Origin of the sequence: Pseudomonas sp. VI4.1 (genome assembly GCF_002029345.1) — a bacterium.
Lineage (GTDB): Bacteria > Pseudomonadota > Gammaproteobacteria > Pseudomonadales > Pseudomonadaceae > Aquipseudomonas.
Window position 1 is genome coordinate 57,674 of the sequence record NZ_MULM01000178.1, and the last position, 22,881, is coordinate 80,554.

The 22,881-nt window shown below is 57.6% G+C and carries 24 protein-coding genes and 4 pseudogenes; 18 read left to right on the plus strand and 10 right to left on the minus strand.

From position 1 onward, the window contains the following. Positions 1-287 precede the first annotated feature (287 nt). Positions 288-851 (plus strand): GNAT family N-acetyltransferase, encoded by a 564-nt coding sequence (locus BZ163_RS27070; protein ID WP_128873445.1) that lies wholly within the window; start codon positions 288-290, stop codon positions 849-851. 171 nt (positions 852-1,022) lie between these two features. Here BZ163_RS27070 and BZ163_RS35060 read toward each other — a convergent pair whose 3' ends face one another. Genes BZ163_RS35060 through BZ163_RS27085 form a run of 3 tightly spaced genes read right to left on the minus strand, consistent with a single transcriptional unit; the run spans position 1,023 to position 2,983 of the window. Beyond that, the gene (locus BZ163_RS35060) at positions 1,023-1,682 is read right to left on the minus strand and encodes a dienelactone hydrolase family protein (RefSeq protein WP_128873446.1); all 660 of its coding nucleotides are present in this window, start codon (positions 1,680-1,682) and stop codon (positions 1,023-1,025) included. Continuing rightward, entirely contained in the window at positions 1,675-2,382 is a 708-nt protein-coding gene (locus tag BZ163_RS35065) for a phosphoribosyltransferase (protein WP_128873447.1), read from the minus strand. Before BZ163_RS35065 ends, BZ163_RS35060 begins: the two co-directional genes overlap by 8 nt. A 58-nt stretch (positions 2,383-2,440) precedes the next feature. After that, positions 2,441-2,983 carry a universal stress protein gene (locus BZ163_RS27085; RefSeq protein ID WP_128873448.1) on the minus strand — a complete coding sequence of 181 codons (543 nt, stop codon included), beginning with the start codon at positions 2,981-2,983 and terminating at the stop codon, positions 2,441-2,443. Between the two features lie 251 nt (positions 2,984-3,234). Between BZ163_RS27085 and BZ163_RS36030 the strand changes: the two are divergent. From BZ163_RS36030 to BZ163_RS36040, 5 genes and pseudogenes are all read left to right on the plus strand, one after another. Beyond that, a pseudogene (locus tag BZ163_RS36030) lies at positions 3,235-3,471 on the plus strand (phosphoribosyltransferase); the annotation flags it as partial. Positions 3,472-3,509: 38 nt separating this feature from the next. Further along, positions 3,510-4,475, plus strand: coding sequence for a ribose-phosphate pyrophosphokinase (locus tag BZ163_RS27095; protein WP_128873449.1), 966 nt, complete (start codon positions 3,510-3,512; stop codon positions 4,473-4,475). A gap of 361 nt (positions 4,476-4,836) precedes the next feature. Beyond that, positions 4,837-6,264, plus strand: coding sequence for a bifunctional enoyl-CoA hydratase/phosphate acetyltransferase (locus BZ163_RS27105; protein ID WP_128873450.1), 1,428 nt, complete (start codon positions 4,837-4,839; stop codon positions 6,262-6,264). After that, positions 6,261-6,842, plus strand: a pseudogene (locus BZ163_RS36035) (acetate kinase); the annotation flags it as partial. The gene BZ163_RS27105 and the pseudogene BZ163_RS36035, both read left to right, overlap by 4 nt. 76 nt (positions 6,843-6,918) lie before the next feature. Next, positions 6,919-7,469, plus strand: a pseudogene (locus BZ163_RS36040) (hypothetical protein). Between the two features lie 99 nt (positions 7,470-7,568). Here BZ163_RS36040 and BZ163_RS27115 read toward each other — a convergent pair. From BZ163_RS27115 to BZ163_RS27125, 3 genes are all read right to left on the minus strand, one after another. After that, complete coding sequence (locus BZ163_RS27115) at positions 7,569-8,129, minus strand: hypothetical protein (protein ID WP_256579145.1); 561 nt, start codon at positions 8,127-8,129, stop codon at positions 7,569-7,571. A gap of 34 nt (positions 8,130-8,163) precedes the next feature. Continuing rightward, on the minus strand, positions 8,164-9,552 hold the full coding sequence (locus tag BZ163_RS27120) for an MBL fold metallo-hydrolase RNA specificity domain-containing protein (RefSeq protein WP_128873516.1): 1,389 nt from the start codon (positions 9,550-9,552) through the stop codon (positions 8,164-8,166). 112 nt (positions 9,553-9,664) lie between these two features. After that, positions 9,665-10,570: a universal stress protein gene (locus tag BZ163_RS27125; RefSeq protein ID WP_128873451.1), complete on the minus strand. Its 906-nt coding sequence runs from the start codon at positions 10,568-10,570 to the stop codon at positions 9,665-9,667. A gap of 372 nt (positions 10,571-10,942) precedes the next feature. On the opposite strand from BZ163_RS27125, the gene BZ163_RS27130 reads away from it, so the two are divergent. Beyond that, on the plus strand, positions 10,943-11,368 hold the full coding sequence (locus tag BZ163_RS27130; RefSeq protein WP_128873452.1) for a potassium channel family protein: 426 nt from the start codon (positions 10,943-10,945) through the stop codon (positions 11,366-11,368). Positions 11,369-11,516: 148 nt separating this feature from the next. On the opposite strand, the gene BZ163_RS27135 is transcribed toward BZ163_RS27130, so the two are convergent. Beyond that, the gene (locus tag BZ163_RS27135; protein WP_128873453.1) at positions 11,517-12,428 is read right to left on the minus strand and encodes a universal stress protein; all 912 of its coding nucleotides are present in this window, start codon (positions 12,426-12,428) and stop codon (positions 11,517-11,519) included. 224 nt (positions 12,429-12,652) lie between these two features. Between BZ163_RS27135 and BZ163_RS27140 the strand changes: the two genes are divergently transcribed. Then, a complete protein-coding gene (locus tag BZ163_RS27140; RefSeq protein WP_128873454.1) occupies positions 12,653-13,216 on the plus strand; it encodes a GNAT family N-acetyltransferase in 564 nt (187 codons plus the stop codon). Positions 13,217-13,378: 162 nt separating this feature from the next. Here the strand turns inward: BZ163_RS27140 and BZ163_RS27145 are convergent, their stop codons facing one another. Beyond that, complete coding sequence (locus BZ163_RS27145; RefSeq protein WP_128873455.1) at positions 13,379-14,617, minus strand: DUF4010 domain-containing protein; 1,239 nt, start codon at positions 14,615-14,617, stop codon at positions 13,379-13,381. A gap of 395 nt (positions 14,618-15,012) precedes the next feature. Between BZ163_RS27145 and BZ163_RS27150 the strand changes: the two genes are divergently transcribed. From BZ163_RS27150 to BZ163_RS27190, 10 genes and pseudogenes are all read left to right on the plus strand, one after another. Further along, positions 15,013-15,933 (plus strand): universal stress protein, encoded by a 921-nt coding sequence (locus BZ163_RS27150; protein ID WP_128873456.1) that lies wholly within the window; start codon positions 15,013-15,015, stop codon positions 15,931-15,933. 48 nt (positions 15,934-15,981) lie between these two features. After that, on the plus strand, positions 15,982-16,230 hold the full coding sequence (locus BZ163_RS35070; RefSeq protein WP_178110511.1) for a hypothetical protein: 249 nt from the start codon (positions 15,982-15,984) through the stop codon (positions 16,228-16,230). Continuing rightward, a complete protein-coding gene (locus BZ163_RS27160) occupies positions 16,227-16,661 on the plus strand; it encodes a YeeE/YedE family protein (protein WP_128873457.1) in 435 nt (144 codons plus the stop codon). Before BZ163_RS35070 ends, BZ163_RS27160 begins: the two co-directional genes overlap by 4 nt. Positions 16,662-16,663: 2 nt before the next feature. Next, complete coding sequence (locus BZ163_RS27165) at positions 16,664-17,083, plus strand: DUF6691 family protein (RefSeq protein WP_128873458.1); 420 nt, start codon at positions 16,664-16,666, stop codon at positions 17,081-17,083. A 14-nt stretch (positions 17,084-17,097) separates the two neighbouring features. Then, positions 17,098-17,286 (plus strand): DUF2892 domain-containing protein, encoded by a 189-nt coding sequence (locus BZ163_RS27170; protein ID WP_047229595.1) that lies wholly within the window; start codon positions 17,098-17,100, stop codon positions 17,284-17,286. Between the two features lie 90 nt (positions 17,287-17,376). Continuing rightward, positions 17,377-18,819 carry a permease gene (locus BZ163_RS27175; protein WP_128873459.1) on the plus strand — a complete coding sequence of 481 codons (1,443 nt, stop codon included), beginning with the start codon at positions 17,377-17,379 and terminating at the stop codon, positions 18,817-18,819. A gap of 22 nt (positions 18,820-18,841) precedes the next feature. Next, positions 18,842-19,084 (plus strand): thioredoxin family protein, encoded by a 243-nt coding sequence (locus BZ163_RS27180; protein ID WP_128873460.1) that lies wholly within the window; start codon positions 18,842-18,844, stop codon positions 19,082-19,084. An 88-nt stretch (positions 19,085-19,172) separates the two neighbouring features. Beyond that, a pseudogene (locus BZ163_RS36045) lies at positions 19,173-19,250 on the plus strand (hypothetical protein); the annotation flags it as partial. 398 nt (positions 19,251-19,648) lie between these two features. Then, the gene (locus BZ163_RS36050; RefSeq protein ID WP_256579148.1) at positions 19,649-20,071 is read left to right on the plus strand and encodes a molybdopterin dinucleotide binding domain-containing protein; all 423 of its coding nucleotides are present in this window, start codon (positions 19,649-19,651) and stop codon (positions 20,069-20,071) included. Between the two features lie 232 nt (positions 20,072-20,303). Beyond that, a complete protein-coding gene (locus BZ163_RS27190) occupies positions 20,304-21,380 on the plus strand; it encodes an ArsO family NAD(P)H-dependent flavin-containing monooxygenase (protein ID WP_128873461.1) in 1,077 nt (358 codons plus the stop codon). Here BZ163_RS27190 and BZ163_RS27195 read toward each other — a convergent pair. Both BZ163_RS27195 and arsJ read right to left on the minus strand, forming a co-directional pair. Further along, the gene (locus BZ163_RS27195) at positions 21,368-21,637 is read right to left on the minus strand and encodes a hypothetical protein (protein ID WP_128873462.1); all 270 of its coding nucleotides are present in this window, start codon (positions 21,635-21,637) and stop codon (positions 21,368-21,370) included. The two genes, BZ163_RS27190 and BZ163_RS27195, sit on opposite strands and share 13 nt — an antisense overlap. Before the next feature lie 19 nt (positions 21,638-21,656). Then, positions 21,657-22,877 carry an organoarsenical effux MFS transporter ArsJ gene (arsJ, locus tag BZ163_RS27200; RefSeq protein WP_128873463.1) on the minus strand — a complete coding sequence of 407 codons (1,221 nt, stop codon included), beginning with the start codon at positions 22,875-22,877 and terminating at the stop codon, positions 21,657-21,659. Between the last annotated feature and the right edge of the window lie 4 nt (positions 22,878-22,881).

Sequence of the window (22,881 nt, forward strand, 5' to 3'; positions counted from 1 at the left end):
GACAAAGATCAAGCCCCGTTTCAGGGCCGGACGCAAGATAAAGAAATGCCGTGCAGCGTCTGGGTGGTTTCGCCGCAAGTATTGGATGATTGACCAGCGCCGCGATCAGGCTGCTCACGCTGGCGGTGGCAGCGAACACAGGGTACGGCTACCGGTCCAGGCATCCTGTTTGCGGCGTTCAGTTCTGATCCAGATCATGTTCGCCAGAGGCCAACAGTGTAGAAACAAGTGAACCGCGTCGTTCATCACTGCGCGCCCACCCTTGATACCGGACGGAGGATCGCCCGATGTTCACTGTCAAAAATCATCATTATCGGGCTGCTGAAGCCTGTGACAAAGTCAAAGGCCAATACTGGATCGAAACCCTTCAGGATGGCGGTCACGTGTTGATCCGGCAGTTGACGGATAAAGACCGCGAGCGTGAATACGCCTTCATCAAACGTCTGTCCCCCGAGTCCCGGCACATGCGCTTTCTCTCGCGGGTCAACGAACCTCAAAAAGCCATGGCTGGCCCCAGGTTGGACATCGATAGCAAACAGCGCATGGCGTACATCGCACTGGTTCACAAGGATGGCCAACTGATCGAGATTGGCGTCAGCCGCTATGGCGCCACGGACGAGCACAAATGTGAATGTACCGTGACAGTCGCCGAAGAATGGAAGCAGCTGGGATTGGGTACGCTACTGATGGAACATTTGATCACGGCCGCGCGCAAGAATGCTTTCCACCACATTTACGCGGTTGACGAATCCAGCAATGCGCCCATGCGCGCCCTGGCCAGATCCCTGGGCTTCGAGACGCGCGACGATCCCTTCGAAACCCGCAAGGTCGTTCACCTCCTGTACCTGTAATCATCCTGCCCGCCCTTTTGGCCCGAGACTTCGATCGGCATTGATCTTTCAGATCACCCCGCTGCCGCCATTGCGTAAAAATGACTTGAGCCCGCTCAGCAAGCGGGGGCGATTGCTTCCATCCGCGAAACCTTTCCGTTTGGCGTGTGAATGGTTCAAGGCTCACCATGCCTATGGATGGCGACCTTGCAGATGGGTTTCAAACCAGTCGCCAGCCAGCCTGGCGACTTCTTCAAGGGTTCCGGGCTCTTCGAAAAGATGCGTAGCGCCCGCCACCACGTCCAGACGCTGCTCGCAGCGCAAGGCATGACTGCTTCGCTGATTCAATTCGAGCACCACCAGATCCCGTGCGCCGACTATCTGCAAGGTAGGCGCCCTGACTTGCGACAGCGCCGCTCCCGCCATGTCGGTTCGCCCTCCTCGGCTGACCACTGCTTGAACCACGTTCGCACGCGCGGCGGCGGCCAACAGCGCCGCAGCCGCACCGGTGCTGGCACCGAACAGACCGATTTGCAGCGAGCGCAAATCCGCGTCCCGGCCTACCCAATCGATCACCTCCACCAGCCGCCCGGCAAGCAAGTCGATATCGAACCGTAGCTCGCCGGTGAGGTTATCCAGGCGTTGCTCTGGCTCCGTAAGCAGGTCGAACAACAGCGAACCCAGCCCCCGTCTGGCCAGCAACTGCGCGACAAACTGATTACGCGGGCTCAAACGGCCACTGCCGCTGCCATGTACGAAGATCACCAGACCGTCAGCATGGAGCGGCAGCCGTAAATCGGCGGATAACTCAACGTCTCGCAAGTCCAGCTGTCGAGATTGAGGCTCAATCATCGAGAGGCTCCTGAGAGGAGGAATCGCTGGCGGCTTCTCGCAGCCAGGCCCGCTGCAACAAATCATTCACTTCTTCATCCGAGGTCTGGGGGAAGTGCAAGTACCAATAACCGATCGACATCATCCATTCAGGCATGAGTGGGCAGATCACCTCATCGACTTCGAAGCTCAGCGTCTCCACCGTTTCCAGTGGCGCAACCGGCACGGCAACGACGATGCGAGCAGGTGCTTGCATGCGCACCGCGCGGATTGCCGCCATCATCGAGGCGCCCGTCGCGAGGCCGTCATCGACCAGGATCACTACCTGATCCTTGAGCTGCAAGGGTGGCCGGGCGCCCCGGTAAAGCTGCTCGCGCCGCTGCAATTCCCGTGTTTCGCGCTCGACCACCGTCTCAAATGCGGCCGGGGAAATCGGGTGAGCCCGCAGCGCTTGTTCATTTCGGATCTGGACACCGCCACTGGCAATGGCGCCCATGGCGAACTCCGGGTTGGACGGCACACCCAGTTTGCGCACCAGCATCAGGTCCAGGCGCACGCCCAGGGCCTTGACCACTTGATAGGCAACCGGCACGCCGCCACGGGGCAAGGCCAGGACGATGACATCGTTTCGATGCGCGTATTTGAGCAAGGGTTCCACCAGACGACGACCGGCTTCGGAGCGGTCCTGCAAAGTGGTGTGCAATGAGGGACTTTGAGTCATGGAGAGTCTCCATCGGCGATGACGGCCGAGGTTACGTTACACATCGCCTTGCAGCGTTCTAGACCGCCAGAACGCTGCAAGGCACCTGGTACAGAATGTGTTCGGTCGTGCTGCCCAGCAGCTTCTCCAGACCGTGGTACTGGACTCTGCCCATCACGATCACATCCACTTGCTGCTCGTTGGCAAAATCGCTCAGCGCCGAGACCGGGGGACCGAGAATAAAGTGACGACGATCAGAAGGTACGCCGTACCGGCTGGCCAATTTGATGAACGATTGCTCCTCGGTTATGCGTAACTCTTTGGTGATGTCTGAAAGCGCCAGCCCCCCCATGTCGGCCAGATAGAACCCCGAAAGATCACAGGCGTACAGGAGTTTGGCTGCCTGGTTCTTCAGCCAGTCGCGATGGTCCTGACGATAGCTTTCCAGGGCCTTTTCCTGCTCGTCTTCCTCAAGCAGTGACAGTATCTTCAACGGCCTTATAAACGCAGCGATATGCAAGCTCGCGCCGCTGGCCTTGGCCAGGGCCGCCGCATGGTTTATCGCTGGGGAATGGCGCAGGGCCGGGTTGATGATGAGTAACAAGCGTTGATATTGGCTCATGATCTGACTCCAGACAGGTGGAACTCGACGCGCCGGATCAGACGCCAGCGTTTGATTCAGAGTCCTCCGTTGATGTCGCCCTGGCGTTGATTTATATCAAATCCCTGCGCAAGACCGATCAATGGACTAACGCCGCTCATGGATTGAAATTTCATTTCTCCGTACTTGATCAATATCAATAGGGCCGAGCCGAGCGGGATTACGTTGGCAGTGGCACCGCACTTTTTTGCGGTCCATCGGTTTCCACTGGAGACGGCTATTTCGAGGGCCATTCCCTCCTGCGCACCTGTGCCTATTTGGCGCAACTGGGCGCTCGTCGGGTCTACACTGCGGTACTGGTTGACCGGCATGTCTGTCAGCAGACGATCCATGCCGACATTATCGGCGTGCATCTGCAAGTGGCCGCCCATGACATCGTCGAATGCAACGTCCAGCCCTACGAAATGGAGTTCTGTATTGAAGTGTTACGTCAGGGTGCTGCCCGATGACGGCGCAACTGTTCGACAAGCCTCAAAGGAGCCCATGCATGCTCACTGACCGCCCGCTTCTTTTTGCCCTGCAAGGCAGTGAGCACTATGCAACCCGCGTCGCGCAGCGGCTTGGCTGCCAACTGGCTCTTCATGAAGAACGCAACTATGAAGATGGCGAGCATAAATGCCGACCGCTCACGACGGTTAACGGTCGCGAGGTCGTGGTGTTCCATTCTTTGTATGGGGATGACCGGCAGAGCGCTAACGATAAGTTGTGTCGCCTGTTGTTCTTTTGCGGAGCACTCAAGGATGCCGGCGCTCGCCATGTGCTGGTCGTAACACCCTACCTCTGTTACGGACGCAAAGATCGTCGCAGCCAACCTCAAGACCCAACGATCACCCGCTACCTGGCGACCCTGTTTGAAGCCTGCCACGTTGATCGTCTGGTTGCCCTTGAAGTGCATAACCCAGCAGCGTTCGACAATGCCTTTCGCATTCCGACCTGGAACTTGCAGTGCATAGAGTTATTCGCCGAGCATTTCGCCAGGTTCGTCGGTGACGCCGACGTGGTGGCGGTGTCCCCGGACTCCGGGGGTGCCAAGCGCGCCGAACAGTTTCGTCAGGCCCTCGAACGACAACTGGGACGCTCAGTGGGCAGTGCGCTGATGGAAAAGCACCGTGCTCACGCGACGCTGACGGGCACCCTCTTGGTTGGCGACGTATCGGGGAAGACAGCCATTGTTTTCGACGACCTGATCAGTACCGGTGAAACGCTGAAGCATGCCGGCCTCGCCTGTCAAAAGGGTGGAGCCACCCGATTGTTTGCAGCGGCGACCCATGGTTTGTTCACTGCGGGCAGCCAGCTGTTCGACCAGCCGCTTTTCGAGCACATTGCGATCTCTGACAGCGTGCCCGCCTTTCGTCTGCCCCCCGAGTGCGTGGCGCAGCACGTTCACGTACTCGACAGCACCGCCCTGATAGCCACCCTGCTGGCTGAAAATGGAGCATTCGATACCGTCTGAGCAGATGAAGCCGCCGATCAGAGACCATGGGGAGTGCCTGAAGTTGAAAAAGATGAAACTCAACACAGCATTCACACTGTTGGAGCCAGGCCCGGTGGTCGGCCGCTTCTACTTGATATAGAGCTTTATCGCTTGATGCCGTCTGCATGTGTTGATTTAGATCAATGAGCGCCCTTTGAGCAGCAATAGCGGGGAGTTTCAGCCCCCTTTTTGATGTATACAGAGGGTGTACCTGGACGAAAAGTATCGCCGGTACCAAGACCTCGCTGCCCGCAATGGCTGCCGGTTCTGGTCACATACGCCGATTGAGCGTTGAATGATGTAGCCGACGCCATCCGCAATCCTACTCAGGATCAAACCCATGACCCGTTCTGTTCCTGTAAACGCCGACGATCTGGAGCGAATACATAATCGATCGTTCGAGGAAATCATCATCGGCGAGTCGGCCTCTCTGGAGCGCACCCTGACAGCTCAAGACATTCAGCTGTTCGCACTGGTTTCCGGCGATGTGAACCCGCTGTACGTCGATCCTGAATTTGCCGCCACCACCCACTTCAACACTGTTTTCGCCCATGGCATGTGGGGGGGCGCGTTGATTTCGGCGTTGATTGGTACGCGGTTGCCAGGCCCCGGTTCGGTGCCCTTGGGGCAAACCCTCAAGTTCCTTGCCCCGGTACGCATCGGTGACACCCTGACGGTCTCGGTGACGGTTACTGCTCGCGACGTAGCGCGTTATCTGCTCACACTGGCCTGTACCGGCATCAATCAGGAAGGCGTGGTAGTGCTGGAAGGTGAATCCCTGGTCCACGCGGCCGGCGAGCATATCGATGTGCGTCGAGCCAGCCTGCCGGGCATAGAACTGCGCCACAGCGCCGACGGTCTGAATCGTTTGTTGCAAGCCTGCCAGACGCTGGAGCCGATCCGCGTTGCGGTGGTACATCCTTGCGACGACGTGAGTATCAAGGCGGTCCTTGATGCCCGCAATGCAGGGTTGATCGACCCGATCCTGATTGGCCCAAGAGCCAAACTCGAAGCGTTGGCGGCCAAGGGCGGCCACGACCTTTGCGGCCTCACCATCGAAGACGTGCCCCACAGCCACGCTGCCGCCCTGCGTGGTGCGCAAATGGCCCGTGACGGTCAAGTCGAAGCCCTGATGAAAGGCAGCCTGCACACCGACGAGTTGATGTCCGCCGTGGTGCCGTCGGCGGCCCTATTGCGTACCAAGCGGCGGATCACCCACTGTTTCGTGATGCAGACGCCTTTTTATCCGCGCCCCTTCATCATCACCGATGCAGCGATCAACATCGCGCCGGCCCTGGTCGACAAAATGGACATCGTGCGTAACGCCATCGATCTGGCGCATATCCTCGGCGTCAGTAATCCCCATGTGGCGATCCTCGCTGCCGTGGAAACGGTGAATGCCAACATGCCCGCCACCCTTGATGCCGCAGCGCTGTGCAAGATGGCTGATCGCGGCCAGATCACTGGCGCGGTCCTTGACGGGCCGCTGGCGTTCGACAACGCCATCTCCCAGGCGGCGGCGCGTATCAAGGGCATTCACTCTGCTGTTTCCGGTAAAGCCGACATTCTCGTAGTGCCTGATCTGGAAAGCGGCAATATGCTCGTCAAGCAACTGGAATACCTGGGCGGTGCCGCCAGCGCGGGTATCGTGCTCGGCGCCAAAGTGCCGATTGTCCTGACCAGCCGCGCCGACTCCGTCGAATCGCGCATCGCGTCCTGTGCCATCGCCGCGCTGGTCGCCCATCACTATCGGGTAACCCCGCCATGAACGACACAGATAACGGAGAAGTGATTCTGGTCCTCAATGCGGGGTCGTCGAGCATCAAGTTCGCCCTGTTCGACGCCACCTGCAGCCCTTTGGCTCGCACAACACTGTGGCGCGCAAAGGTCGACGGCATCACGGGGCCAAACCCGGTGGTCAGCGAAAACGGCGGCGACGATCAGCCACTGACCCTCGATGAAAAGCATCCTTATCACGATGCCCTTGCGTACATTCGTGAGCGGCTGCGAACTCAACTGGTCGGCCGTTCGATCAGGGCCATCGCCCATCGCGTCGTGCATGGAGGGATTAAATACTCAAAACCGGTATTGATCGACACGCAGGTGCTGGCCGACCTTAAAAGCTACATCCCGCTAGCCCCTCTGCATCAGCCCATCGCGTTGGAGGCCATCGAAACGCTGCTGCAAACCCGCCCCGACCTGCCACAAGTGGTGTGTTTCGATACCGCCTTCCACCAGACCCTGCCAGACGTGGAGAAAATCCTGCCGCTGCCTTGGTCGGCCTGGGAAAGCGGCTTGCGTCGTTACGGGTTTCACGGGCTTTCCTATTGCTACCAATCCATTGCGCTGGCCGAGCGCTATGGCGATCAGGCGCGCGGCCGACGCTGTCGCGCACCTGGGCAGCGGTGCCAGCCTGTGCGGCATGCGGGACTTGAAAAGCGTCGCCACCACCATGGGTTTCTCAGCGCTGGACGGTTTGATGATGGGGTCCCGCTGCGGTCGCTGGACCCTGGCGCAGTGATTTTCCTGATGGAAATCTGGAAGCTGAGCCTCGAGCGGGTCAGCCATATTCTGTATCACGAGTCTGGCCTGCTGGGAGTTTCCGGCATTTCCAGCGACCCGCGCCAATTGCTCAAAGTCGAAACCACTGAGCCTCGCGCGGCCATGGCCCTTGCGTTGTACCTGCGCCGCTTCATCCACGAAGCCGGTGCCCATGTCGCGGCACTGGGTGGTCTGGACATGCTGGTGTTCACCGCAGGTATTGGCGAACACAACGCGGCGATTCGCGCTCGTATGTGCGCTGGCCTGCAGTATCTGGGCGTCGAACTGAACGAAACGGCGAACCAGGCCAATGCTTCAGTGATCTCGACCCCGGCCAGCCGAGTCAAGGTGGTGGTCGAGCCCACCAACGAAGAATGGGTCACGGCGCTAGATGCCCTCCGCCTGACCGAGCCAGCCAACCTGCAACAGTAACTGGGCATCTCGCTGCCTAAAAAGCCTGAAGCCATGACCCCTATGGCACCCAAGAATGCGTTGGAACAGATCGCGGGCAAGTGCTAGCGCCCCCCTCCTTCAAGGGGTCAGGCGCTTGGCCAGTTCGACATTGGGCAGCCACAGGGCGCTGATGCAGGCCTCCTCGTCCTTTTCCGTCACGGGTTCAAGAGCCATCGAATCAAGCATGCGCATGTTGACCATGGCCAGACGCACAATACCGTTTTTGTCGAGGAAGGAATGTGCCACACATTCACACAAAGGCCGAGCCAGGGCTGTTGTGAGGGGATCTGTATCGGCATTCTCAAGCTCGATCTCTAAACGCGCTGTGCACGTGTCTACCAAGTCCTGCACCGCGTGAGAGGCGAAGTGAAACACCGTGATATATCCGGCCATCAGCGCCACCAAGACCGACAGCAGGATGGTCGCCTCCCGCCTCCAGGAACCTGTGCCCGTCCAGTGCAGGTACCTGTGCACCGCAACTCTGCTCCAGTCCTGAACCGCGTGATACCCGCCGAAAAGCTTGTTGTTTATCATGACTGGATCTCTCGCCATCTTTATCAAAACAATGGAGCCGACCGAAAAATGCCGTTTGATCTGGATCAACCCAGATGCAACTGGGTCAGCCTTCTTGACCTGCAAGGAACCATGCCTCAAACGGCGGTGGCTTTTTTTGTTACCGGGATGAGCTTGCAGTGAGATCAATGCTGGAAAGTTCAACGCTATCGCGATACTCCGGCACCGAAACCGACCACCCCAACTCCTGGCTGATGCGTCGGCGCAGCACATCCGACGCGTTAGGCTCCCCGTGGACGACAAATGTATGTTTTGGCGGCTGCTTGAACCCGCGCAGCCACTGCATGATTTCATCGGCGTCGGCGTGTGCGGACAGTGTTTGCATCGGTACCACCTCGGCGCGGATCGGCACGTCTTTGCCATGGATACGCACTGAAGGCGCTCCCGCAACAATTTGCGCGCCACGGGTGCCACCGGCCTGGAAGCCAGGCATAAGCAGCGTGTTAATTGGATTGGGAGCCAGTGCCTTGAGGTGATGGACCACTCGCCCTCCTGTCGCCATGCCGCTGGCAGCTATGATCACCGCTGGGGTGCGTTGCTGATCAAGTTCTCTCGAGTCATCGACGGTGCGTACGAATTGCGCCACATGGCACATGCCTTCGCACTCCTCCAGCGATAATCTGTGCTCGCTGCGAAAACGCTGGTACAAAAGCGTGACATCGGTGGCCATGGGGCTGTTGAGGTAGATTGGAATATCGGGAATTGCCCGTTTGCGCTTCAACTGATACAGGTGATACATCAGCAGTTGAGCGCGCCCAACCGCGAAGGATGGCACGAGGGTAATCCCTCGGCGCAGCGCCGTGCGGGTGATGACCTCGGCCAACTGCGCCTGTGGCGCCTCGCTCGGATGTTGACGATCACCATAGGTCGACTCCACCAACAGGTAATCCGCCTGCTCGACGGGTTCTGGAGCGAACATCAAAGGATCGTCCGGCCGCCCCAAATCCCCTGAAAACATCAGGACCAGGCCATCGGCATTCACCTGCACCGTAGCGGCACCCAGAATATGCCCGGCGCCACGAAGCAGGATGGTCATGTCCGCGGCGATTTGCACCTTGTGGTGCAACTCCACCGGCCGCAACAGTTTCAGTGCTCGCTCGGCATCTTGTTCAGTGTAAAGCGGCAACGCCGGGCTGTGCTTTGAGAAGCCGTGCCGATTGGCGAACTCAGCCTCTTCTTCTTGCAAGCGGCCACTGTCCAACAGCAGGATTTTCACCAACTCACAGGTGGCGGGCGTGGCGTACACCGGGCCGCGATAACCATTGCGCACCAATACGGGCAAGTATCCGCTGTGGTCGAGATGGGCATGGGTCAGGACAATGGCATCGAGTTCGCTCACCGGAAGCTGGAACGGGTCCCGATTGTGCAGTCGCAGTTGCTTGTATCCCTGGAACAGTCCGCAATCGATCAGCACATGTTGGTTGCGATGTTCCAGCAAGTACTTGCTGCCCGTAACCGTGCCCGCGGCACCTAGAAATGTGATTCGCATGGCCATTTTCCTTGAGCATTCAGAGGAGCACTATTGATCGCTCCTTTTGGCTCGAGGGCAGTTGATTTTTATCAACTTCAGGTTCGACGGCGACTCGTTCAATCGGGCAAGGCTATGGCTTGACGATCACCAAACTGCACGGTGCCCGGTTTAACACGCCCTCAGCGGTATCGCCGATAAACCGGTCAGGCCCATGGTGATAAATCGTGCCCAGCACAACGATGTCGAAGGCATTTTGTTGAGCGAAAAGCCCGATGACCTTGTGGGGGATGCCCGTCAGTGAGTGCCGGCGTGTATTGTTGATGCAATAGCGTTCAGCAAGCACATCGAAAGCCTCTTGCTGAGCATCTTCAATCGCGTCTCTCAAACTGTCATCAAGACTGCCTGTCGGCACACTCATCGGCGCCTCGCTTATCTGTGACCAACGACAGACATTAAGTAGGTGCAGCGCGGCACCGCAGCTGGTCGCCAGAGTCGAGGCCAGATCGAGTATTCGGTCATTTAAACCGTGCGTCAGCTCTTCCAGATGGGACAGATCGATCGCCGCAAGAATTGTCATTGGTTTTGGATTTTTGGCATTGGTCACCAAGTGCAGGTGAGTCGGACACTCGCGCAGCAGTCGCCAGTCCAGAGGCCGGTGAAAGGCACGGTCAAGTGCCGGCACGTAATGGGTATCCTTGATGACCAGGTCCGGAAGAAAGTCATTCACGTACTCAAGCAGGTTGTTCAGGCTCGACTTGGCCCAGACCACTTCGGTGGTCACCTGCATGCCGCCACATCGGTAAAATCGCGCCTGCTGCTCCAGCCAATGACGGTGCACCTGCAAATAACCTTCTCGAGCCTGGGACATCGCATCGTGGTCCAGCAGACCGGCTATTGCCAGAACCTGAACATAATCGAACGCGACAATGTGCAATAAGGCACCGGTTGCACAAGCCAAGGCATGTGCACGCGCAAACGCCGGGGTCAGGGTCATTTCGCTGGGGGCTATCAATAGAATGCGTTTGAGCTTGAGCATCACATACCTCGCCCTGAAACCTACCAAGCCCAACTCCCCGTCAGGGGCCTTGAGTCAAACGCTTGTTACGTCGACTTGCTGACTGCGATCGTGCTCATGTCCGCAACCAGCAAAAATATCCGGCAATGCAAAGGACAAGTGCGTCTTTATAATCGTCCCGCCAGACTGGGTGCGACTGGAAAAACCGTAGCTCGATTATTGGGTGTTACGCCGTGGGGGATCTGACTTTTATCAACTAATCAGCAGCTATCGTAAATGGCACGACTGACGTTCGGTTTAGTAAGACCCTTGTTGATTCAGCTCAACGATTTTCCGGCTTCTTGGCGTAGAAATACACTGATCCGCTGCCTCCCTTTTCGCTGGAGATTTGCCATGCTGGCAGTCACGCTGATCAATACGCTGGTGGTCATCATCACCGTAGTGATCCACTATGAATGCCTGTTACGCCTGAATGATTGGCTACCCCGGCTCAAGCTGTGGAGTCGCTTCAGAATCGTGGCTGGGGTATTTGGCGCCCTTTTCGCACATGCGATAGAGGTCTGGTGCTTCGCGCTGGTTTATTACCTGATGGTGCACTCCGGGAAATGGGGCGGCCTGACGGGCAACTTCGACGGTTCGCTGATGGACTGCGTCTACTTTTCCTTTACAACGTACACGACGATCGGCTTCGGCGATATTTCACCTGTGGGCAACCTGAAATACTTGACCGGTCTAGAAGCCCTTACCGGGCTAGTGCTCATTACATGGACAGCATCCTTCCTGTTTCTGGAAATGCAGAAGTACTGGAAGCGCAAATAATCCCTTTTCTGACTCGTATCAGACTCAACTGTCGAACTGACGGTCCGCCGTCAAGCCTGGTACAGACTTGATTCAAACCGCCAGGACGCTGCAGGGCACCTGATACAGGAACAGGTTGCGGCCGGTCAGTTCAACGGCACGATAGTACTCATTCCCTGACACGTGACTTGACCGCCAGAATGCTGCCCGGCACAGAGTACAGCGCCCGTTCCGTATTGCTGCCGAGCAGCCGGTCGATCCCCACCCGATGCACGGTGCCCATCACCACTACATCGGCCAGGTATTGCTCGACGAACTCGCTGATCACCGGCACCGGTAATCCCATGACGAAATGCCGTCGCTCCGCAGGCACCCCGTAACGCTCAGCCAGTGTAATAAACGCCTGGTGCAAGGATTGACGCAGCTCCTCGCTGAAATCCACACCCCAACCGCCCCCGGCCAGAGGTGCATCGCTGTTGAAGGCAGGCGATAAATCATAGGCGTACAGTAGGTGTAATGGCGCGTCGCATTGCAGCGCCAGGGCATTGGCGGTCTGGATGATGGTGTCGTTCAAACCGCTGATTTGTGTTGCCGGATCGAACGGGTCGACTGCCGCCACGATTCGGTGCGGCAAGCTGTAAGGGGCTTGGTTGACCAGATGCACAGGGATCGGGCATTCACGCAACAAGTGACAGTCAAGCGGGGTAATGAACACCCGCTTGAGTACAGGTTCAAGGGTTGCATCCTTGATCAACAGGTCGGGCTTCAAATCTTCGACCGTCTTCAAAATGTCCAGCAGCGGATGGGTGGTGAAGACGGCTTTGACCGTTACCTCCAGCCCCAGGTCGCTGAGCCGATCGAACTCTTCGGCCTCCCAGCGGCGGTAGCGATGCAAATAGCGCTGCTGCTCTGCATCGTCGACTTGTTCTTGCCATAAATGAACCATCGGCACCGGTTCGACAAAGGCCCGCACATCCAGTACGGCCCCGGCTGCCTTGGCCAATGCGACGGCACGCAACTGGGCAGGAGACTGATGCAGGGTTGGGTCAGCGATCAGCAGAAAACGTTGATATTGCTCCATCACACACCTCCATTCGATTCCGGTTATTTACTGCCGGCATGGTTCAAGGCTGCGCTTCATCACTTCGTGCAGTTTGATTTACATCAAGCACCAGCAAATCAATGCCGGCGGCACCGCTGTCTGATCCAGATCAGATTCAAGCATCGACAGCAGTGTAGAAAGGAATCAACCGCGGGGTTTGTCGCCACGCGTCGAACTTTCAAACCCGGATGGAGGATCCCCCCATGCTCAACGTCAAAGACCACAATGATCGGGCCGCTGCCGCTTACGCCGCAGTCACCGGACAATACTGGATTGAAGCACTCAAAGACGGCCGCCATGTGCTGATCCGGCCGCTGGCGGAAAAAGATCGCGAGCGTGAATACACGTTTATCAAGCGCCTGTCCCCCGAGTCGCGGCACATGCGCTTTCTGGCGCAGATCAACGAGCCCAGCGACAGCATGCTCAAGCAATTGATGGACACTGATAACCGGCAACGCGTGGCCTATATCGCCCTGGTCCATGACAACGGGCAACTCATCGAGATCGGCGTCAGCCGATACGCGGCCACCCGCGAGCAAGAGTGTGAATGTGCCGTAACGGTCGCCGATGAATGGACGCACCTGGGTTTGGGCACATTACTGATGGAGCATCTGATCAAGGCAGCCCGCAAAAACGGCTTTCACCAAATGTATTCAGTGGACTCGTCCAGCAATGCCCCCATGCGCGACCTGGCCAAGGCGCTAGGATTCGAGACGCACAATGATCCAGACGACAGCCATCAGGTCATCCATCGTCTTAACCTGTAGAACGTCGCCCCGCGATGTTCCGGCCAACAGCCCCCCATCGCGGGGCGGTCAAGCCCTCAGGGTTGCAGCAGTCTTCCCGGCTTTATCGCCAGCACACTGCACGGCGCCCGATGCAGGAGGTTCCGCCCACTTGATTTTTATCAGTTGCGCGCGCGACATCCTTCAGAACAGCACCATCCCCGCCCACAACGCCAGGGTCAACAACACCTGGCCCGGGATCACGTAAGCGGCGAAGCGGCGCCCGCCGCTGACCCATGCCACCACGCATTTGCTGACGGAGTTGCTGCTGACCGCAATCAGCACAGGCCCGACAATGGCATCGAAGGGTAAATGACCGGATTTGGCCAGCGAGGCAATCGACGCCGTAGAGGCGTGCGCATCGGCAAAACCGCTGAACGTGGCCGTCAGCATCACCCCCACCTGGCCGAAGTGGCCGAGCATCACAGACGAAACAAAGGTGATGCCGGTCATCATCAGTGTGACGATCAGCGCCAGCTTGAGGTTGAACGCACCGCCAACCTTGATCGGCTGGTTGGCCCCGGTTGCAGTCTTGGGAAACATCAAACACAAACCATACAACGCAGTGGCGGCGGCTCCGGACATCAAAGGCCCCCACATATGGCGCAGCAAACCGGGGTCGACCGCCCCCAGGATCAGGCCAACCTGCGTAACGGTAGCCATATTGGACAGGATCGCAGCCGCGCTCAAGACCTTGATATTGTCGGGCTGCCGGGCGACGAGATGGCCCATGGCTGCGATCGTCACTGTGCTGGAAGCGAACCCGGAGGCAATGGCGCTAATGGCATATCCGTACCGGGTTCCCAGGGTACGGACGGCAATATGCCCAATGGCGCCCACCGCCATCAGCAATACCGTCAGGCTGCAAATGGTGCGCAGATTGATGGCAGCGTAGGGGCCAATAAAGCGGTCCGGCGCCAAGGGCAACACGACCAGCGCAGCCGTCAGGAGGGTGAGGCCGTCGCCTAATTCCGCATCAGTCAATTGACTGCGGGCAAAGTGGTGAAGCTTCTCCCGATAGGCCAGCAGCCCTGCCATCACCACGCCGACAGCAATCGCCAGCTCGGGGTTTGTGGCACACAACGCCCCCAGCACCAACACCGTCAACAATGCCACTTCGCTGGTCACCCCGGGGTCGTCGCTCAGGCTTCGCCAATAAGCCACGGTGACGAGCAATCCCAGAGCGATGGCCACGATGCCCACCAGCAACCCGCCACCGACCTGCATCGCCCCATAACCCAGCAACGCCGTAATGGCGAACGTCCGCAAACCGGCACATGCGCGGCTCTCACCCTGACCCATGTGCCGTTCGCGTTCAAGACCGATGAGCATGCCAATCCCCAGCGCCGCGGCTGCACCTGTCAGCCCAATGGCTCCGTTCATGGGATCGTCATCTGCTTGAACTGCGCCCCGCACCGGCCAGCGGTCCGACTTCAGGGACGGGTTTGTCCTCCAGGACGATCCGGTTCTTTTCACCGAAAACCGCCGCTCTCATGGTTGCCATGCCGATGCCTCCTTTACTTATGTAAGCCAAAGTTCTGCACAAGTCCAAAGACTGCTCCGGGGAGCCAGACGAAAGATTGATAATGCTCAACAATTGCGTCACTGGACGATGCACGGACAACCGCGCGTCGGGCAACACCATCCTTTCTCCTCCCTTTGACAAAGATCAAACCCGATGCCCTGAACAGCGGCAGACTTAGGGCAAGGCTTAACTGCCCAATAACGCCGCAGTCAGTGGCGCGAGCGATTGCACGATCACCTACCGGAGATTTGTCATGACTGATCAATCACGTTTCATGCTGGTCGTCTCGCCGCTGATGGAAAACAGCCCCGCCTTCGACCGTGCCGCCACGTTGGCCAAAGCTTCGGGTGCTGCCCTGCACATCGTGGCGTTCGATTATCTTGAAGGGCTGGCGACTGCCGCAATGGTCAACGAACAGGCGCTGGAGCAGATGCGACTGGGCTATGTCGAGCGTCATCGCCAGTGGCTCGAAGACCAGGCCCGCCCCTTGCGCAAGATCGGTGTGCATGTCACCACTGAAGTCGTCTGGGTAGAGCGGCCGTTGCAGGAGATCCTGATTCATCTCAAAGAACAGCCGATGGACGTATTGATCAAGGCCCTGGAACACGAATCGCTGCTGTCACGCCTGATGTATACGCCACTGGATATCCACCTGCTGCGCGAATGTCCGGTGCCCCTGCATTTTGTCAGTCATTTGCACAATGTCTTGCCGCGCAAGATCGTCGCCGCAGTCGACCCGTTTCATTCTGATGACCAATACAAAGGCTTCAACGACAGAATTTTGCGTGAGGCCTCCAAACTGGCGAGCACCTGTAATGCAGAACTGGACGTGATCTACGCCCATGACCTCTCCAGCATCACTGCGGACGAATTCGGTTTCAGTAATGGCTCGGCGTTTTTCTCCTCGGGAAAAGCCAAAACACTGTTCGACGCGCAGGCTGATGCGTTTCGTGACCTTTCTGAGCGCAACGGTATTCCGCCAGAGCGCCAGCACATGATCATGGGCAATCCGACCAAAGTGCTTTCCAGCTACGCCGGGGCCTATGACATCGATGTGATTGTCATGGGACGTGTTGGACACCGCGGCATGGAGCGGTTGATTGGCAGCACGGTGGAACATCTGCTGTACAAGTTGCCCTGCAGCGTGTGGGTAGTTTCCCCAGAAAAAATCTGACGATCGATGAAGCGCGTAACAATAAAACAGGTGACGGGAGGATGAGGAATGGACACTCAACTGACTAAAGTTAGCCATCCGGTTCGAGCGGCGGCTAAACATGAGAATGGCATCGTCCCGAACGACCGACTACCAATACCTGGTCACCGCGGCATGGAACGATTGGCTTTTCGTAGCGAAGGACTGATCGACACCCGCTGCGATGGAAAGCAGCTTTTCTATCGCATCAGCAGCCCCGCAACAAAGGTGGTAACTCAAACGCTGTATCAACAATTTCGCTTCGCAGAAGCATCATGAATGTCGACTGGCTCAACTTCACTCCCTGGTCATCCCTTGCAGGCGGCGCATTGATTGGCCTGGCGGCCAGTCTATTCGTCGTCGCCAACGGGCGTATCGCAGGCATCAGCGGTCTGATTGGCAGTCTTTTACAGCGCCGGAGCGAGGGAGCGCTTGAGAAAGCGCTGTTTCTTCTGGGCCTGCTCATCGCACCGCTGTTATGGGGACTGTTTGCCACCCTGCCCCTGATTGAGTTCCAGAGTGGCTGGCTCGGACTTACTGCCGCCGGCTTATTGGTGGGCATCGGCACCCGTTACGGCTCAGGTTGCACAAGTGGACATGGCGTGTGCGGCCTATCACGCCTTTCGCCGCGATCGATGGTCGCCACGGCGTGTTTCATGTTCAGTGGTTTCGCCACGGTGTTTGTCTTGCGTCATCTATTGGGGGGGTGAACATGATCAAACTGAGTGCATTCATTGCAGGCTTGCTGTTCGGCTTGGGTCTGCTTCTGGCAGGTATGGCCAACCCGAGCAAAGTACTCGCTTTCCTGGATTTAACCGGTGCTTGGGACCCTTCCCTGGCGTTGGTCATGATCGGGGCCATTGGCATAGCCGTTGGCCCTTTAACCTGGGCGCGCCAACAGTCCAGTTCGCTGTTGGGAAGGCCAATGCAGCTACCGATCAAACGGGAGTTGGACCCGCGCTTGATTGGCGGGAGCCTGTTGTTCGGCATCGGCTGGGGAATAGCGGGCATCTGCCCTGGCCCCGCAGTGGCCATTCTGCTGACAGGGCGCTGGCAAGTGATCGTGTTCATGTTGGCCATGCTGGCCGGCATGTTGTTGTTTACGGCGCTGGAGACCCGGCGCAACCATTGATCGGGATGATTGACATGAAAGCAAACATTGGAACCATCGACCGGAGCCTGCGCATTGTCGCCGGTCTGCTTCTCATTGGCCTCAGTCTGTCCGGTGTGATCGGCGTGTGGGGTTGGATCGGTCTAGTGCCGCTGGCCACTGGCATTTTCCGTTTCTGCCCTGTCTATACGTTGCTAGGCATCAAAACCTGTAATCGTTGCTGAGCGACAACCGTTGCACACTAGCGGGTACCTGAAGGTGCCCGTGGCGGTTTAGCAAACCTAACCTCTAATGACAATATTCCAAGGGTCGCCATGGACCTCGTACTTAAGTTAATCAATGGTGGAGCTGGCAGTCTGGCTTCCTACTTGGCGGCCCACGTCCTGCTTTGCCTGTTGCCAGCGTTTTTCGTTGCCGGGGCCATGGCAGCACTAATTCCTAAAGCCAGCATCACTCACTGGCTAGGTCGACATGCACCTGTCTACGTTTCCTTCCCGGCGGCGGCACTGGCGGGATCACTGATTGCCGTCTGCTCATGCACGATTGTTCCTTTATTCGCGGGCGTCTACCGCAAAGGCGCGGGTATCGGCCCGGCGATCACCTTTCTGTTTTTTGCTCCGGCAGGAAATATCATGGCACTCGCCTATACCGGCAGCATTCTGGGAGCGGAGTTTGCAATCGCCCGTTTGATCCTCTGCCTGGTCTTTGGCATCGGTGTTGGCTTGCTGATGGCTACCCTATTCTGGAAAGACGACCTGACCCACGACGCACAGGCGGATGCCCTGTTCGCAGAGAAGGCCAGCGTTTCCGGGCCCGCACTGGGTGTACTTCTATCTTTGCTGGCCTTGCTGATTGTGGGCACCTTGAAACTGTGGCCCCTGACTGCAGACCTGATCAGTATCAAAGTCCCGCTTTTTTGGGCCCAAGCGTGGCAGGACACCCTGTTTGACTGGGTTCCATATGACGTCAGCAAAGGGGAAGAAGGCGTGAGCTTCCAAGGGTCTGTACTCATCATCCTGCTCCTGATGATTGCCGCCACGGCCAAGCGTGGTCTGGATAACATCACCGAAGGTGCCAATGGCTGGACATGGGTTGCGCTGGGTCTGACCGCTAGTACTTTGCTGATCGCCTCGATGCGCCTGACGCCAGAACCTGGCACATTAGCCTTCACCTTCACGGGTCGTTTATTCGGGGTCGCATTGACCATACTGTCTGTTTGGTACTTTGCCCGAAAACTGCCAGCCGAAGACTGGCAAGGCTGGCTCTGGGAAGCCTGGCGCTTCGTCAAGCAGATATTTGTTGTGCTGGTGGTGGGTGTATTCATCGTCGGTATGGTTCGCCAGGTTATTCAACCCGAGTGGATTGAAAGCCTTGCAGGCAGCAACACATTGCCCGCCAATGCCATAGCAGTAGGGTTCGGCGTGTTCATGTACTTCCCAACCTTGGTCGAAGTGCCCGTCGCCCGCATGTTCCTTGATCTAGGTATGCATCCTGGCCCGCTCTTGGCCTACCTGATGGCGGATCCTGAACTTAGCTTGCAGAGCATGCTCATGGTGGCGGCTGTGATTGGTCGGAAGAAGACCGCTGCCTATGTTGGGTTAGTCGCTTCGTTCAGCATCGTGGCAGGTCTGCTCTATGGTGCCTGGGTCGATGGCACCGGCTGGCTTACCCTTGGTGCAGGAATGGCGGCTTCGCTGGCCATAACCGGTGCAATTTACCAGTTGAGCCGTTATCAACGTAAACAAACAGCAAGCTGACTTACACACCAGGGAGCTTCCAATGCTGAACATCAAAATCCTCGGTTCAGGGTGCGCCAACTGCAAAAAACTGGAGGCCGTAGCCCGTCAAGCCACGCAGAATCTAAATATCCAGGCCGAATTCGAAAAGATCACCGACATGGGCAAGATGGTGACTTATGACATCCTCGCCACGCCGGCTCTGGTGATCAACGAGAAGGTTGTAAGCAGCGGGAAGATTCCGACTGTTGCGGATATTCAGGGCTGGATTTCGACTGCGCAATGATATTGCCAAAGCCAAAACGGCCCAAGGAGGCCTCTTTTTCGCCAACATCAACCTCTACCCTACCAAGCTGGCAGAGGCCGCCCATGTGATGCTTCCGGCGACCCATCCAGGCGAAATGAACCTCACCTCGATGAATGGCGAGCGCCGGATGCGCCTTTCACAAAAATTCATGGATCCCCCCGGTTCGGCGAAAGCCGATTGCCTAATTGCAGCGGCTATCGCTAACACCCTTCGGCGGATGTATACGGACGAAGGAAAACAGGACATGGCGGCGCGTTTTGCAGGGTTCGACTGGAGTAGCGAGGAGGACGCCTTCAATGACGGCTTCCGTATGGCCGGCCAACCCGGTGCCGGCCCAATCGACAGTCAGGGCGGAACCACGGGCAATCTCGTCACCTACGAACGGCTGAAAGCCATGGGCAACAATGGTGTCCAGTTACCCACCAAGGAATATCGAGACGGTAAGTTGATCGGTACCGAGATGCTCTACACCGATTACAAGTTCGACACCCCGGACGGAAAAGAGAGTTCAAGCCAGCAACATGGCCCGGGCTGCCGAAACCGGTGGCGGAACAGAAGGAGAAACACCCGTTCTGGGTCAACAATGGGCGCATCAATGAAGTGTGGCAAACGCTCTACCACGACCAATACAACGATTTTGTTCAGCGGCGTGTGCCGATGGCTTATCTGGAAATCAACCCAGACGATGCACAAGCGCTGTCGATTGAGTCTGGAGACGTGGTCGAGGTGTTCAACGATTACGGTTCGTCCTATGCGTTGGCCTATCTGGAGCCCGACATCAAACGAAATCAAACCTTCATGCAGTTCGGTCACTTCAACGGTGTGATGGGTGATTTGACTACCCCATGGACCGATCGCAACGTGGTGCCCTATTACAAAGGAACATGGGCGAGTATCCGTCGTATCGGGAAGGTGGAGGAGTTTAAAGAGAGGATCAGCTTCAAGACGCGCAGGTTTAGTACGTAAGAACAGTCGTCTTGTACTGGCGTGGCGCTTTTTCACGAGTGCATTTAACCAAGTCCCCCCGCCTATGCAAGCCATATCGCGGGGGGCTTTGTTGTGAGTGCCAGCTTTCCAAGCTCTAGCCAGGGATTGCATTCCCCGTAGACGAGTCCCCACTCAATATGAGCTGGATCAGTTGGCGCCAAAATTGAGTCGCTATACTGGACCCGTCCTGCATCGATCCAAGGTTCGTCCGATGACTGATTCGCTCAGCGCTCAACCAGACGTAGTTATTATCGGTGGGGGTCAATCAGCCTTGGCTGTAGCGTATTTCCTGCGCCGCACACCTCTTTCGTTCGTCATCCTCGACGCAGAGGAAGAGCCCGGTGGTGCCTGGCGACATGGCTGGAACTCGCTACGTCTATTCTCTCCCGCCACTTGGAGTTCGATCCCTGGCTGGAAGATGCCGCCCACGCAAGATGGCTACCCTTCACGCAATCATGTGATCGAGTACCTCAACCAGTACGAACAGCGCTACCAATTCCCGGTCGAGCGCCCTGTACAGGTCACTTCTGTTGAGCGTACGGAGTCTGGCCTACGAGTACGTTCTGACGACAAGCATTGGGACACCCAGGTAGTTGTCAGCGCTACAGGCACCTGGAGCAATCCCTACGTACCTCACTACCCCAATGCAGAGCTATTCAAAGGTCAGCAACTGCATTCCGCGAACTATGTCGAAGCGCAGCCGTTCGCGGGCAAGAAAGTGTTGGTGGTGGGTGGAGGTAACTCAGGGGCACAAATTCTTGCCGAAGTTTCAACGGTCGCTGAGACCACGTGGGTAACCCCGGTAGAACCGATGTTCTTGCCTGACGATGTGGATGGGCGGGTATTGTTCGAGCGTGCAACCGAGCGCTGGAAAGCCCAGCTGGAGGGGCGCGTCATTGAGCAGCCGGTGGGGGGGCTGGGCGATATCGTCATGGTTGCGCCCGTTGTCGAAGCCCGAGAGCGCAACGTGCTCAAATCGGTACGCCCTTTCGAAAGCTTTACCCGTAATGGGGTTATTTGGGTCGATGGAACCGAGGTTGCGGTGGACGCGGTGATTTGGTGCACCGGATTTCGGCCAGCCCTTCAGCATCTGGATTCACTGGGGGTACTCAACACCGAGGGCCGCGTTGAGGTCGAAGGCACCCACTCGATCAAAGAGCCGAGGCTGTGGTTGGTTGGTTATGGCGAGTGGACAGGTTCGGCTTCTGCCACGCTGATCGGTGTAACACGAACAGCACGGAGCACAGTCAGTGGGATCGTGGCCTTTTTGGCCGATCAGTCCACCTGAGACGGTCTGCAATCGACCTTGGTGTATACCGCCGACAGTTGAGGGGAACCTTGCTTGACATCCTCTGGAGTCGCGTAAAGCTGGACACTCTCCATGCACTCGTTGATGCGCTGAAGGAGGATGTCCTTCAGCCATCCTTCGCTGTTGGCTGGGCAGTCGCCGCCCTCTTTCACCACCAAGGATGCATCCACCTGGTTATTGCGCTGATTCAGGCATTGCCAACTCTCCCCACACGCGAGTGGCGCGATGACGTTCACCGCATCCTGTCTGACGGTTTCATATCGCCTCGGCATGCCTCGGCAGCCCGATAGAAATCAGTGCTGCGAGCAGAACGAATGCGCTCGATATCCACAAGCAAGCTTGCAGCCCATACACCTGATAAACCCAGCCGGAAAGCACTGTGCCGATTAACCGCCCCATGGCGTTCGACATGTAATAAAAACCCACATCCAGCGACACGCCATCTTCCTTGGCGTAGGACACGATCAAGTAGCTGTGCAACGACGAGTTCACCGCGAACAGCGCACCAAAGACCATCAATCCGCCGAGCAGCACCACCTGTGGCGACAGCCCGGTGTTGAGCCCGAGCGCAATGGCCGCTGGCAGACCCGCCAGTGCCAGCGCCCACAGAAACGCCGCTCGACCATCCGGTACGTGCCCACGTTTCTTGCCGGTGATGTTGGGTGCGAAGGACTGCACGATGCCGTAGCCGATCACCCAGGCCGCCAGGAAGCCGCCAACCTTCCAGAAGTCCCAACCGAAGACACTACTCAGGTACACCGGCAAGGCCACCACGAACCAGACGTCGCGGGCGCCGAACAGAAACATCCGTGCAGCCGATAGGATGTTGATCGCCCGGCTCTTGGACAGGATGTCGCGAAATTTGGGCTTGGCTTTCGCTTTGCCCAGGTCTTTCTTCAGCAGGATCAAGCTGCTGATCCAGATCAGCGCCAGAACACCCGCCATGGCCAGCAATGCGCCTTTGAAGCCGATCAATGCCAGCAAGGCTCCGCCAAGAAAGAAGCCGACGCCCTTGAGTGCGTTCTTCGAGCCGGTGAGGATCGCCACCCACTGGTAGAGCTTGCCCTGCTGCCCATCGGGGACCAGGAGCTTGATGGAGCTTTTGGCACTCATCTTGTTCAGGTCTTTGGCGATCCCGGACAACGCCTGAGCCCCCATCACCCATGGGATGGTCAACAAGGCCGAGGGCACTGTCAGCATCAACAACGCCGCGACCTGCATGCCCAGCCCGATGTTCATGGTGCGGTTCAGACCCAACCGAGCGCCGAGGTAGCCACCCACCAAGTTAGTGATCACGCCAAAAAGCTCGTAGAACAGAAACAAGGCCGCGATTTGCAGTGGGCTGTAGCCCAACGCGTGAAAGTGCAGCACCACCAACATGCGCAAAGCACCGTCGGTGAGGGTGAAGGCCCAGTAGTTGCCCGTCACGAGCAGGTACTGCCGCACTTCCGGAGCGAGGGCTGACAACGCTTTCATGACC